Here is an 11,997-nt window from a genome sequence, read left to right on the forward strand (position 1 = left end):
CCCCCCCGGTCAATCGCCGTGACCGACGGCAACGTCGCTCATCGGCGGGTGCGGACGGTAGGGGACCTCGGCCAGCGGCGGAACCGGACGGCCGTTGATGTGGCGCAGCGTCAGGCGAACCGTCTCGGCGATGGTCACGAACAGGACCGCCACGAAGAAGACGCTGAGCACCGCGTCAAGGCGCTGGTTGAAGATCAGCTGGGGCGCGACCTCGGCCATCTTGCCGGTCAGCTGGCCGGCCATCAGCTTCGCCTCCAGCGCGTCGGCGCCGGCCAGGAAGCCCACCCGCGGGTCGGCGGACAGGATCTTCTCGTAGGTGGCCCAGCTGGTGATGAAGGTCAGGACAGTCAGGGGCGCGGCGGTGACCCAGACGTAGCGCAGCTTGCCGCTCTTCACCAGGATGCCGGTCGCCACGGCCAGCGCGATGGCGGCAAGCATCTGGTTGGAGATGCCGAACAGCGGCCACAGGATGTTGATGCCGCCGTACGGATCGATGGTGCCGATGTAGAGGAAATAGCCCCACATCGCGACGAACGCGGCCGAGCTCATCACCGCCGACGGGTAGGACGACACGTTGCCCAGCGGCTTGTAGATGTTGCCCAGCAGGTCCTGGAGCATGAAGCGGCCGACGCGCGTGCCGGCGTCCACGGCGGTCAGGATGAACACCGCCTCGAACATGATGGCGAAGTGGTACCAGAGGGCCAGCAGATGCTTGCCGAAGGCGCCGGCGAAGATGGTCGCCATGCCGACGGCCAGCGACGGCGCGCCGCCCGTGCGGGCCAGCAGCGTGGTCTCGCCCATGTCCTTGGCAAGCTGGTTCATGGTCTCGGCCGTGACCGGGAAGCCCCAGCCGGTGATGGTGGCAACCGCCTTGGTCACGTCCGCGCCGACGATGCCGGCCGGGCTGTTGATGGCGAAGTAGACGCCGGGTTCCAGCACGCAGGCGGCGATCATTGCCATGATGCCGACGAAGGATTCCATCGCCATCGAGCCGTAGCCGACGAGTTGGATGTCCTTTTCGTTGGCGATCATCTTCGGCGTGGTGCCGGACGAAATCAGGGCGTGGAAGCCGGAGATGGCGCCGCAGGCGATGGTGATGAACAGGAAGGGGAACAGGCTGCCGGCGAAGACCGGGCCGGTGCCGTCGATGAACTTCGTGAAAGCCGGCATCTTGATGTCCGGCTGCAGCACGATGATCGCGAAGGCCAGCATCAGAATGACGCCGATCTTCACGAAGGTGGAGATGTAGTCGCGCGGGGCGAGCAGCAGCCACACCGGCAGGATCGAGGCCAGGAAGCCGTAGGCGATCACCAGCAGGGCCAGCGTCGGGCCGTCGAAGATGAAGTAGGTGCGCAGAACCGGGTCCGCGTCGACCCAGCCGCCCGCGAAGGTGGCGAGGATCATCAGCGCGAAGCCGACCAGCGAGCCTTCCATCACCCGTCCCGGACGGATGTGGCGCATGTAGACGCCGACCAGGATGGCGATCGGGATCGTCATGGCGACGGTGAAGGTGCTCCACGCGCTGTGCTTCATCGCGTTGACGACGACGAGGCCGAGGACGGCCACGATCAGCACCATAATAAGGAGTGTGCCGACCAACGCCGCGTTGCCCGCGATGGGGCCAAGCTCGTCACGGGCCATCTGGCCCAGGCTCTTGCCGTTGCGGCGGGTGGAGCAGAACAGGATGATCATGTCCTGCACGCAGCCGCCCACCACCGCGCCGACCAGCAGCCACAGCGTGCCCGGCAGGTAGCCGAACTGCGCCGCCAGCGTCGGGCCGACCAGCGGGCCGGCGCCCGCGATGGCCGCGAAATGGTGGCCGAAGGTCACCCAGCGGTGGGTCGGGACGTAGTCGCGGCCGTTGTTCAGCACCTCCGCCGGGGTGGCGCGGCTTTCGTCCACGCACAGAACCTTGGCGGTGATCCAGCCCGCGTAGAAGCGGTAGGCCAGCAGATAGACGCCGAAGGCGGCGCCGACGAACCAGAATGCGTTGATCGTCTCGCCGCGGTTCAGCGCGATGCCGGCAAGGCATGCGGCGCCGAACACGCCAATAGCCGCGAAAATCAGCGACTTCAATCGTGAGGTCATGTTCCACCTCTGTCACAAGCCACGATCGTCGTCCGTCGTCCGGCAGCGCGAGAGGGCATAAAAAGCTCTCACGGCGGGCGGGCCTGGAGGCGGGGCGGCGCACTGGACGCGGGGAATCCCCCGTGGAGGGGCCATCGCGGGCGGAGTTTGGCGCGGGCGATGGTCTGTGCCGTCTCGCGGGCTTCCTGGCCCGTCATCACGTTGAAGGCCGGCGGAACTGGTGGCCCCACCCTCCAGCGGCGGGCCACGTTACGGTCCACGAGCCAACGCGAGCGTTGGCGTTCGCCGAATAGTAAGCCGCAAATTCAGAGACAAGCACATTGATCCTTATCAATCGTCATATGCGAAAAGAGCATTACGATAGGTAAGTCGAGGGGGTATCCTCGACCTGAATCACGCAAGTTACGCTGCACCGCAGCATTTCGGCCCGATTTCCGGAGTTGCCGATCATGCAGAAAATTCCCGTTACGATCCTCACCGGCTACCTGGGGGCCGGCAAGACGACGTTGCTGAACCGCATCCTGTCGGAGCCGCACGGGCGACGCTTCGCCGTCATCGTCAACGAATTCGGAGAAATCGGCATCGACGGCGATCTGGTGGTCGGCGCCGACGAGGAAATCTTCGAGACGAACAACGGCTGCATCTGCTGCACCGTGCGGGGCGACCTGATCCGCATCATCCAGGGGCTGCTGAAGCGGCGGAACGCCTTCGACGGAATCCTGGTGGAGACGACGGGCCTCGCCGATCCGGGGCCGGTGGTGCAGACCTTCTACATGGACGACGAGATCGCGCTGCGGACGCGGCTGGACAGCGTCGTGACGGTGGTGGACGCCAAGCACCTGCTGGACGGGTTCGCCCATAACCGCGAGGCGCAGGAACAGGCGGCCTTCGCCGACCTGATCCTGGTCAACAAGACCGACCTCGTGGACAGCGGCCGGCTGGCGGAGGTGGAACTGCGGGTGCGGGCGCTGAACCCCTTCGCGACGATCCGCCGGACGGAGCGCTGCGGGATCGCGCTGGCCGAGGTGCTGGACCGCCGCGCCTTCGACCTGGACCGCATCCTGGCTGAGGATCCGGAGTTCCTCGATGACCATCACGGCCATCATCACGAGCATGAGCATCACCACGACGACGACATCCAAAGCCTGTCGCTGACCGTGGAGCGGCCGGTGGACGCGGAGCGATTCGACGCGTGGCTGCGCGGCGTGGCCCAGGAGAAGGGGCCGGACCTGCTCCGCTACAAGGGGATCGTCGCGGTCGGCGGGGGTGACTGGAAGATCGTCGTGCAAGGCGTGCACATGCTGATCGACCGTGGCGAACCGGAGCCCTGGCGCGACGGCGAAAAGCCGTGGAGCCGGCTGGTCTTCATCGGGCGCAAGCTCGACGGGGCCGCCCTGCGGGACGGGTTTGCATCGTGCGCGGCGTAAGCGGCACCCCGGCCCTGTTCGCGCTGGACGCGACCCCGGCCGGGATCGCCTTCGACGGCAAGGGCGAGCGGCTGGCCGTGGGCCTCGGTGACGGGACGGTTCGGATCGTTCCGGTGCGCGGCCCGGCACGTGGGGGCGATCCGCTGACCGTCGCCGCCCATGACGGCGCCGTGCTGCACCTGCGCGCCGATGGCGACGGGTTCCTCAGCGGAGGCGACGACGGGCGGCTGCTCCGGGTCGGGCGGGATGGCGGGGCGGAGACGCTGCTGCATGTCCCCGGCCGCTGGATCGACGCGCTGGCCGTCAATGGCGGTGCCTGGGCGGCGGCGACCGGCAAGACCGTTCATGGGCTGGGCGCGCCGCTGGACCACCCGAGCACGGTGGGGGCGCTGGCCTTCGATCCGGCGGGCGGACGGCTCGCCGTGGCGCATTACGGCGGCGTGACCGTCTGGCCGGTCGGCGGCGGGGAGCCGCAAAGGCTGGAGTGGAAGGGCTCGCACATCGCCGTCAGTTGGAGCCCGGATGGGCGCTTCGTCGTCGCGGCGGCGCAGGACAATGAACTGCACGCGTGGCGGATCGCCGACGGCACCGCAATGCAGATGGCGGGGTACGGAACCAAGACCCGCTCACTGTCCTGGGGGGCGGGGGGCAAGTACCTCGCCACCAGCGGGGCGGATGGCGTGGTGCTGTGGTCCTTCGCCGGTGACGGCCCGTTCGGCAAACCACCCATGGAACTGGGGCCGGAACGCAAGGTGCTGGTCACGGCGGTCGCCTGCCACCCACGGGAAGCGCTGATCGCCTACGGCTATCGGGATGGGCAGGTCAGCCTGATCGGCTTCGACGACCGGCCACCGGTGGATCTGCTGCCGGCCGACGGGGAGCCGGTGGCGGGGGTGGCTTGGTCGGCGGACGGTGGCTGGCTGGCCGCCGCCGGCGAGGGCGGGCGTGTGGCTCTGTGGCGGCGTGGGGGTGGGTTGATGGAGAGGGTTAAGGGCTGGTTGCGAGGCGCCTGAACCATATCCTTCCGCACCACCCTGCATTATCGCCGAGCGTTCTCGATGTCGGCGAACTGGTCAGGGTTTGCGCCAGTCGATTGAGGCTGGCTGGATTGCGCCGGACAATCTCTGGTCAATGCGTGCTCGAACGCGTCGATGCCTTGGAGGCCGTCGCCGGTCAATGTGTAGGTTCCCTTGGCGACTCGCTCAAACCACCCATACACATTGCGTTGAAGAATCGCCGCCACGTCCTTCGGCGCGCCAGCCGTGCGCAGAGCCTTCAGCGTCATCGGCCCGTCGCCCAGCAGCCGCGCACAGCGGAGCGCGTCCTGCCGATAGGCGGTGACGATGGGCACACGGGTGGACCCGCCCTTGTTGGGATCGCCCTGGCGCCTTTTGTGTTCGCCGAGCAGACGGGCGGTGCGCTTGCGGTCCTTGCGCGGGGTATAGGGGACGGGATCGAGCAGGACATCCACCTGATGCCCCTCGGCGCGCGCGGTGTCCACGATCAGCAGACCGACGCCCAGCCGGCGGCAGAGCTTGCGGACGCCGCTGTCGTGGGGGGACGGGCCGCTGGCTTTCCGGCCGGGCTGGGGGACGGCGAGATAAACGGTGTCGGTGAGGCCGAGCCGGTCCACGCCCTGGAGCAGCAGTTCCAAGGTGAAGCGCTTCTTCAGTTCGACGATCAGCGGCGGTTCGTCGGCGCGGACGGCAACGATGTCGCAGCCCTGGACTTCGGCCTTCACGTCGTAGCCCTGGGCTTCGAGGAAGGCTTTGACGGGGGCGTAGAGATCGGTTTCGGCGGTGATGGGCACGGGGTAGCATTCCGAGACGGGCCCCCACCCTAACCCTCCCCCGCTTCGCAGGGGAGGGAAAAGAAAAAGGCGCCTGACGGCGCCTTTTTTTAAGGGCAGGATAACCTGTTAGGCTGCGACCTTCTGCTTGCGCAGGATCGCCAGGATGTCCGACGCGGCCTTCGGGATGTTGGTGCCGGGACCGTAGATCGCCGCCGCACCGGCTTTGTAGAGGTAGTCGTAATCCTGGGGCGGGATGACGCCGCCGCAGACGACCAGGATGTCGCCCGCACCCTGCTTGCGCAACTCCTCGACCAGCTGCGGCACCAGCGTCTTGTGGCCGGCGGCCTGCGAAGACACGCCGATGACGTGCACGTCGTTCTCGACGGCTTGGCGGGCGGCCTCGTCCGGGGTCTGGAACAGCGGCCCGATGTCCACGTCGAAGCCGATGTCGGCGAAGCTGGTCGCGATGACCTTGGCGCCACGGTCGTGGCCGTCCTGGCCCATCTTCACGACGAGGATGCGCGGGCGGCGGCCTTCCTCCGTAGCGAAGGCGGCGACCTCCTCCTGGATCTTCTTGAAGCCCTCGTCACCCTCGTAGGCAGCGCCGTAGACGCCGGAGACGGAGCGGATGACCGCGACGTGGCGGGTGAAGGCCTTCTCCAGCGCGTCGGAGATCTCGCCGACGGTGGCGCGGGCGCGCGTCGCCTCGACCGACAGGGCCAGCAGGTTGCCGGACTTCTCGGTGGCGGCCTTGGTCAGGGCCTCCAGCGCGGCGCGGCACTTGGCCTCGTCACGGTTGGCGCGGACCTGATTCAGGCGGGCGATCTGGGATTCGCGGACGGCGGTGTTGTCGATGTCCAGCACGTCCACCGTTTCCGGGTTTTCCGGACGGTACTTGTTGACGCCGACGATCACCTCCTCGCCCCGGTCGATGCAGGCCTGACGGCGGGCGGCGGCCTCCTCGATCAGCAGCTTGGGCATGCCGGACTCGACCGCCTTGGTCATGCCGCCCATATCCTCGACCTTGTTGATGAGGTCGAGCGCCGCCTTGGCGAGGCTGTGGGTCAGATGCTCGATGTAGTAGGAGCCGCCGAGCGGATCGACCACGTTGGTGACGCCCGACTCCTCGGCGATGATCAGCTGCGTGTTGCGGGCGATACGGGCGGAGAACTTGGTCGGCAGGCCCAGCGCCTCGTCGAAAGCGTTGGTGTGCAACGACTGGGTGCCACCCAGCACGGCGGCCATCGCCTCAATGGTCGTGCGGATGACGTTGTTGTAGGGGTCCTGTTCGGTCAGCGACACGCCGGAGGTCTGGCAGTGAGTGCGTAGCGCCAGCGAGCGGGCGTCCTTCGGGTCGAACTTCTGCTTCATCAGGGTGGACCACAGCAGGCGCGCGGCGCGCAGCTTGGCGATCTCCATGAAGAAGTTCATGCCGATGGAGAAGAAGAAGGACAGGCGCGGCGCGAACTTGTCGACCGGCAGCCCCTTCGACATGGCGGCGCGGACGTATTCCAGGCCATCGGCGATGGTGAAGGCCAGTTCCTGGACGGCCGTCGCACCAGCCTCCTGCATGTGGTAGCCGGAGATCGAAATCGAGTTGAACTTCGGCATGTTGTGCGCCGTGTACTCGATGATGTCCGCAATGATCCGCATCGAGGGCTCGGGCGGATAGATGTAGGTGTTGCGGACCATGAACTCCTTGAGGATGTCGTTCTGGATGGTGCCGCTGAGTTTGTCCTGGGATACGCCCTGCTCTTCCGCCGCGACGATGTAGCCGGCGAGGATCGGCAGAACCGCGCCGTTCATGGTCATCGACACCGACATCTTGTCGAGCGGGATGTCGTTGAAGAGGATCTTCATGTCCTCGACGCTGTCGATGGCCACACCGGCCTTGCCCACGTCGCCGACGACGCGCGGGTGATCGCTGTCATAGCCACGGTGCGTGGCGAGGTCGAAGGCGACCGACAGGCCCATCTGACCCGCCTTGAGGTTCGCCTTGTAGAAGGCGTTCGACTCTTCGGCGGTGGAGAAGCCGGCGTACTGGCGGATGGTCCAGGGCTTCACCGCGTACATCGTCGCGCGCGGGCCGCGCGTGAAGGGCGGGAAGCCCGGCAGGCTGTCCAGTTCCAGCCCTTCCAGATCCTCCGCCGTGTAGAGGGCCTTGACGTCCAGCCCCTCCGGCGTCTGCCAGATCAGGTCGTCGAGCTTCCCGTTGGCTCCGAGGTCCTTGGCCGCCAGGGCCTGCCAATCGGCCAGGGTCTTCTTCGGGAAATCGCTCATGGGACGCCTCCTCGACACGGCTTGATTCGAATTACTTAGGACAATGACAATGTGTGCTTAGGTTTTGCCCCCTCCCCGGCCCTCCCCCGCTTGCGCGGGAGAGGGAGATTGGTTCCCTCCACCGCCGAAGGCGGGGAAGGGTTAGGGAGGGGGCAAAAACTTCAGTAATTTACGCCTGCGAACGGCGGGCGACGACCTTCCAGGCGGCCTGCATGATGGCGGCACCCAGGGCGGTCTTCAGGATGGTGGCGGCCCAGAACGGGGCCAAGCCGAGGGCGATCGCCTTCTCGCCGCCGAACAGGACGGCCATCCACGCAACACCCGGCACGAACAGCAGCGCGTGGCCGATGGCCAGGGCGGCGACCGCCTTGACCGGGGTACGGTCCCAGCCGCGCTCGGCCAGCCAGCCGGTGAAGGTCGCGGCCAGCAGGAAGCCCAGCAGATAGCCGCCGGTCGGGCCGGCCATGTAGGCCGGGCCGGCGCCGGCGCCGGCGAAGACCGGAAGGCCGGCGAGACCTTCCAGGAGGTACAGCGCCACGGTCGCCGCGGCGAGGCGGCTGCCATAGGCCATGCCGAGCAGGATGACGACCATGCTCTGCATCGTCATCGGCACCGGCCAGAAGGGCACCTGCACCTTGGCCGACACGGCCAGCAGGGCGCTGCCCAGAACCACCGCGGTGGCGGCGGCGATCAGGCCGCCCTTCGGGGCGACCGTCTCAAGAAGCGAGGAAGGACGCTGCGAAAGCGTGATTCCATAAGCCATCGTCACTCACCTTTCCCTAAAGCGAAGTTTTCGGCGCAAGCCTTCGGCAGACTTACCGGCGGGCTTACGCAAACTCCACGATCTTCTGATCGACGGCCAGGCTGCTGCCCGGCGTCGCATGGATCTTGGACACCACGCCATCCTGCGCCGCGCGCAGAATGTTTTCCATCTTCATCGCTTCGACCACGGCCAGCACCTCGCCGGCCTTGACCTCCTGCCCTTCGCTGACGGCCAGCGAGACGAGCAGGCCGGGCATCGGCGACAGCAGGAACTTGGACATGTCCGGCGGCGCCTTCACCGGCATCAGCGCGTCGAACTTGGCCGCGCGCGGGGTCAACACCTTCACCACGGCCTGGCTGCCGGAATGGAACAGGCGGTAACCCACGCCGACGCGGTCCACCTGGATGCAGACATGCTCGCCGTTCACCGTGCCGCGGAACAGCGGCTCGCCCAGGTTCCAGTCGCTCCACACCGTGTGGTGCTTGCCGTCGAAATCGACGGTGTAGCCGATGCGCTGCGGGCTGCCGTCCACCGGGTGGACGTGGACCGGGTGCTGCGTGCCGTCCAGCACGACGACCCAGTCATCGCGCACCTTGGCCTTGTTGCCCGGCATCTTGCCGCTGATCTGGATGTCGCGGTCGTTCAGGCAGCGGTGGATCACGGCGGCCACCGCGATCAGGATCGCCGGGTCCTCCGGCGGCAGATCGGAGGCGTGGAAGCCGTTCGGGTATTCCTCGGCGATGAAGTTGGTGGTCAGCCGGCCTTCGACGAAGCGCTGGTTGGCCATCAGGGAGGCGAGGAACGGAATGTTGTGGCTGACGCCGCGGATGTAATACTGGTCCAGCGCCTCGCGCATGCGGGCGATGGCGGCGTCGCGCGTCGAACCCCAGGTGCACAGCTTGGCGATCATGGGGTCGTAGTACATGGAGATCTCGCCGCCCTCGTACACGCCGGTGTCGACGCGCACGTGCGGGTCGTCGGTCGGCGGACGATAGTGGGTCAGGCGGCCGGTGGACGGCAGGAAGTTGCGGAACGGATCCTCGGCGTACACGCGGGCCTCGATCGACCAGCCGTGCAGGCGGATGTCTTCTTGGCGGATGTTCAGCTTCTCGCCCGCCGCGACGCGGATCATCAGTTCGACGAGGTCGAAGCCGGTGATCAGCTCGGTGACCGGATGCTCCACCTGGAGGCGGGTGTTCATCTCCAGGAAGTAGAAGTTGCGCTCGGCGTCCACGATGAACTCGACCGTGCCGGCGGACTTGTAATCCACGGCGCGGGCCAGCGCCACGGCCTGCTCGCCCATCGCCTTGCGGGTGGCGGCGTCGAGAAACGGCGACGGCGCCTCCTCAATGACCTTCTGGTGGCGGCGCTGGATCGAGCACTCACGCTCGCCGAGGTAGAGCGCGGTGCCCTGCCCGTCGGCCAGCACCTGGATTTCGATGTGGCGCGGCTGCTGGATGTACTTCTCGACGAAGACGCGGTCGTCGGCGAAGGAGGAGCGCGCCTCGTTCTGGGCCGAGCGGAAGCCTTCGCGGGCCTCCTCGTCGTTCCAGGCCACGCGCATGCCCTTGCCGCCACCGCCGGCCGAGGCCTTGATCATCACCGGATAGCCGATGTCGCGGGCGATGGTGACCGCCTCGTTGTCGTCGGCGATGACGCCGAGATAACCGGGGACGGTGGAAACGCCGGCTTCCTTGGCGAGCTTCTTGGACTCGATCTTGTCGCCCATGGCCTGGATGGCGTGGGCGTCGGGACCGATGAAGGCGATGCCGGCGGCGGCCAGCGCCTCCTGGAACTCACGCTTTTCCGACAGGAAGCCGTAGCCAGGGTGGACCGCCTGGGCGCCGGTCTTCTTGCAGGCATCGACGATGCGGTCGATCAGCAGGTAGCTCTGCGCCGAGGGGGCGGCACCGATGTGGACGGCCTCGTCGGCCATCTCGACGTGCAGGGCGTTCTTGTCGGCGTCCGAATAGACGGCCACCGTCTTGATGCCCATGCGGCGCGCCGTGCGGATGACGCGGCAGGCGATTTCGCCGCGGTTCGCGATCAGGATTTTCGAGAACATGACGGCGTGCCTCAGAGCGGGATGTTGTCGTGCTTGCGCCAGGGATTCTGGAGCTGCTTGTTCTTCAGCATGGACAGCGCCTTGATGACGCGGCGGCGCGTGCCGTGCGGCATGATGACGTCGTCGATGTAGCCGCGCGAGGCCGCCACGAACGGGTTGGCGAACTTCTGCCGATATTCCTCGGTGCGCGCCTCGATCTTGGCGGCGTCGCCGATGTCGGAGCGGAAGATGATCTCCACCGCGCCCTTCGGCCCCATCACCGCGATTTCCGACGAGGGCCAAGCGTAATTGATGTCGCCGCGCAGGTGCTTGGACGCCATCACGTCGTAAGCGCCGCCGTAGGCCTTGCGGGTGATGACGGTGACCTTCGGCACGGTCGCCTCGGCGTAGGCGAACAGCAGCTTGGCGCCGTGCTTGATGATGCCGTTGTATTCCTGGGAGGTGCCGGGCATGAAGCCGGGGACGTCCACCAGGGTCAGGATCGGAATCTCGAAGGCGTCGCAGAAGCGCACGAAGCGCGCGGCCTTCTTCGAGCTGTCGATGTCCAGGCAGCCGGCGAGCACCATCGGCTGGTTGGCGACGATGCCGACCGTGGTGCCGTTCATGCGACCGAAGCCGATGATGATGTTCTTGGCGTAGTCGGGCTGAAGCTCGAAGAAGTCGCCCTCGTCGACCGTCTTCAGGATCAGCTCCTTCATATCGTAGGGCTTGTTCGGGTTCTCCGGGACCAGCGTGTCGAGCGACAGGTCGTCGCGGTCGATCGGGTCGGTGCAGGGACGCTCCGGCGCCTTCTCGCGGTTGGAGGCCGGCAGGAAGTCGATAAAGCGGCGCAGCTGGAGCAGCGCCTCGACGTCGTTCTCGAAGGCCATGTCGGCAACGCCCGACTTGGACGAGTGGGTGACGGCGCCGCCCAGTTCCTCGGCCGTGACGACCTCGTGGGTGACGGTCTTCACCACGTCCGGGCCGGTCACGAACATGTAGGACGAATCCTTCACCATGAAGATGAAGTCCGTCATGGCCGGCGAATACACGGCACCACCGGCGCAGGGGCCCATGATGAGCGAGATCTGCGGGATGACGCCCGACGCGTTGACGTTGCGCTGGAACACCTCGGCATAGCCGCCGAGCGAGGCAACGCCTTCCTGGATGCGCGCACCGCCGGAGTCGTTGAGGCCGATCACGGGCGCGCCGACCTTCAGGGCCTGGTCCATGATCTTGCAGATCTTCTCGGCGTGGGCTTCCGAGAGGGAGCCGCCGAAAACGGTGAAATCCTGGCTGAACACGAAGACAAGTCGGCCGTTGACGGTGCCGTGGCCGGTGACCACGCCGTCGCCGGGAACCTTCTGATCTTCCATGCCGAAGTCGTTGCAGCGGTGCTGCACGAACATGTCGAACTCCTCGAACGAGCCTTCGTCGAGGAAGAGATCGATGCGTTCGCGCGCGGTCAGCTTGCCCTTGGCATGCTGGGAAGCGATGCGCTTTTCACCGCCGCCCAGGCGCGCCGCGGCGCGCATGGAGTCCAACTTGGCCAGAATTTCTTGCATCAGGCGATTCCCACTATGACGAGCGGCGTAGGTTTGCG

Annotated in this window: 8 protein-coding genes; 2 read left to right on the forward strand and 6 right to left on the reverse strand. The window is 66.7% G+C overall.

Annotated elements, in window-relative coordinates:
• Positions 1-9: 9 nt before the first annotated feature.
• Complete coding sequence (locus J2852_RS16530; protein ID WP_209877421.1) at positions 10-2,088, reverse strand: carbon starvation CstA family protein; 2,079 nt, start codon at positions 2,086-2,088, stop codon at positions 10-12.
• Between the two features lie 449 nt (positions 2,089-2,537).
• Between J2852_RS16530 and J2852_RS16535 the strand changes: the two genes are divergently transcribed.
• Positions 2,538-3,515, forward strand: a complete 978-nt coding sequence (locus J2852_RS16535) for a CobW family GTP-binding protein (protein ID WP_209877422.1) — start codon at positions 2,538-2,540, stop codon at positions 3,513-3,515.
• The gene (locus tag J2852_RS16540) at positions 3,503-4,528 is read left to right on the forward strand and encodes a WD40 repeat domain-containing protein (RefSeq protein WP_209877424.1); all 1,026 of its coding nucleotides are present in this window, start codon (positions 3,503-3,505) and stop codon (positions 4,526-4,528) included. The genes J2852_RS16535 and J2852_RS16540 overlap by 13 nt, the downstream gene beginning before the upstream one ends.
• Before the next feature lie 26 nt (positions 4,529-4,554).
• Here J2852_RS16540 and J2852_RS16545 read toward each other — a convergent pair whose 3' ends face one another.
• The 5 genes from J2852_RS16545 to J2852_RS16565 all read right to left on the reverse strand — a co-directional run bounded on the left by J2852_RS16545 (position 4,555) and on the right by J2852_RS16565 (position 11,959).
• A complete protein-coding gene (locus tag J2852_RS16545; protein ID WP_209877426.1) occupies positions 4,555-5,325 on the reverse strand; it encodes a DUF2161 domain-containing phosphodiesterase in 771 nt (256 codons plus the stop codon).
• A 108-nt stretch (positions 5,326-5,433) separates the two neighbouring features.
• Positions 5,434-7,587, reverse strand: coding sequence for a methylmalonyl-CoA mutase (scpA, locus tag J2852_RS16550; protein ID WP_209877427.1), 2,154 nt, complete (start codon positions 7,585-7,587; stop codon positions 5,434-5,436).
• Between the two features lie 169 nt (positions 7,588-7,756).
• Complete coding sequence (locus J2852_RS16555; RefSeq protein WP_209877429.1) at positions 7,757-8,350, reverse strand: biotin transporter BioY; 594 nt, start codon at positions 8,348-8,350, stop codon at positions 7,757-7,759.
• A 64-nt stretch (positions 8,351-8,414) separates the two neighbouring features.
• On the reverse strand, positions 8,415-10,415 hold the full coding sequence (gene accC / locus J2852_RS16560) for an acetyl-CoA carboxylase biotin carboxylase subunit (RefSeq protein WP_209877431.1): 2,001 nt from the start codon (positions 10,413-10,415) through the stop codon (positions 8,415-8,417).
• A gap of 11 nt (positions 10,416-10,426) precedes the next feature.
• Complete coding sequence (locus J2852_RS16565; RefSeq protein WP_209877433.1) at positions 10,427-11,959, reverse strand: acyl-CoA carboxylase subunit beta; 1,533 nt, start codon at positions 11,957-11,959, stop codon at positions 10,427-10,429.
• Between the last annotated feature and the right edge of the window lie 38 nt (positions 11,960-11,997).

The organism is Azospirillum soli, from assembly GCF_017876165.1.
Lineage (GTDB): Bacteria > Pseudomonadota > Alphaproteobacteria > Azospirillales > Azospirillaceae > Azospirillum > Azospirillum soli.